The organism is Streptomyces sp. NPDC050509 (assembly GCF_044457965.1).
In the GTDB taxonomy this organism is placed as follows: Bacteria; Actinomycetota; Actinomycetes; order Streptomycetales; family Streptomycetaceae; genus Streptomyces.
On the sequence record NZ_JBITHL010000028.1, the window covers coordinates 1 to 1,453 of the forward strand.

The window sequence follows — 1,453 nt, forward strand, 5'->3', positions numbered from 1 at the left end:
GAGGTCGGCTCGAAACGTCCGATCCGTACGAGGGTGCGCCCGTACCGGGCGGCCTTGTACTCCAGCATCCCGACGAACGCGGACCATCCCGCGTCGTGGACGGACTTGGCCATGCGCGTGCGGGCGAGTCCTCTGACCGCCAGGCCCTCAACGGCAACCGCTTGGTTCTCACGGATGATCTTCGTTGAGAGCTGGTGGTGGAACTCACGCCGCGCGTCGGCCACCCGCGCATGAGCGCGGGCGACCTTGACGCGGGCCTTCGTCCGGTTGCTGGAGCCCTTCGCCTTACGGGACAGACTCCGCTGTTCCCGCTTCAGCTTCTTCTCCGCCCGCCGCAGAAAGCGGGGGCTGTCGATCTTTGTGCCGTCCGAGAGGATCGCGAAGTGCGTCAGCCCCAGGTCGATACCGACCCGACCGGTCGTCCCGGGCAGTGCCTCATCCGTTCCGCTCTCGATCACGAACGAGCAGAAGTACCGCCCGGCCGCGTCCTTGGCCACGGTCACGGTGGACGGCACAGAGGGCAGGGTGCGGGACCACTTCACCCGCACATCACCGATCTTCGGCAACGACAGGTCACCACCGGTCGCGACCTTCCATCGGGCATTCGCGGTGAACCTGACAGCCTGCCGATTGTCCCGCTTCGACTTGAAGCGGGGTGCGCCCATGCGGGGACGCCTGCCCTTGAGGGAGTCGAAGAAGTTCCGGTAGGCGGTGTCCAGGTCCCGGAGGGACTGCTGGAGCACCACGGCGGAGACCTCTGCGAGCCAGCTCCGTTCCCCGGTCTTCTTCGCCTCGGTGATCAGCAGCTTGGACAGGTCTCCGGCTGTCGGAAACGGCTCGCCTGCTGTGCGGGCAGTCTCACGAGCGCGGAGCGCGTCGTTGTAGACCACCCGCGCGCACCCGAACGCCCTGGCCAGCGCGGAGCGCTGAGGACCGCTCGGGTACAGGCGGAAGCTGTACCGAAGCTGCATACCGATCAGCGTACTACGGTTGGTTTATGGCCGAGTATCAGAACATCCGTACTGGCAGACACTGTACTTTCGTCCTCCACTCCCACTTGGTTTTCGTGACGAAGTACCGGCACAAGGTCTTCACCGACGCGCACCTCAAGCGGATGGAGGAGATCATGCGGGACGTCTGCGCCGACTTCGAATGCGAACTGGTGGAGTTCAACGGTGAGAACAACCACGTACACCTGCTGGTCAACTTCCCGCCGAAGGTGGCCCTGTCCAAGCTGGTCAACAGCCTGAAAGGTGTCAGTTCGCGCAGGCTCCGCCAGGAGTACCCAGAACTGGTCCGGCACTACTGGCGGGCACAACGACTGTGGTCCGGCTCGTACTTCGCCGGGTCGGTCGACGGGCCTCCGCTGTCGATGGTCCGTCAGTACATCGAGCAGCAGAATCGCCCGCTCTAGCCTGCAAGTCAGAACACTTCTGAGAATCACTTCACCACC

General features: G+C 64.3%; 2 protein-coding genes. One reads left to right on the forward strand and one right to left on the reverse strand.

Features of this window, described 5'->3' with window-relative positions:
• On the reverse strand, positions 1 to 971 hold a 971-nt coding region (locus tag ACIBJC_RS38630; protein WP_399301244.1), incomplete at its 3' end, for an RNA-guided endonuclease InsQ/TnpB family protein.
• 26 nt (positions 972 to 997) lie between these two features.
• Between ACIBJC_RS38630 and tnpA the strand changes: the two genes are divergently transcribed.
• Positions 998 to 1,414, forward strand: a complete 417-nt coding sequence (gene tnpA / locus ACIBJC_RS38635) for an IS200/IS605 family transposase (RefSeq protein WP_399301246.1) — start codon at positions 998 to 1,000, stop codon at positions 1,412 to 1,414.
• The last annotated feature ends 39 nt before the right edge of the window (positions 1,415 to 1,453 follow it).

Bases quoted from the DNA above. Each gene is read 5' to 3' on its own strand.
- tnpA (WP_399301246.1), top strand. From the start codon at position 998: ATGGCCGAGTATCAGAACATCCGTACTGGCAGACACTGTACTTTCGTC.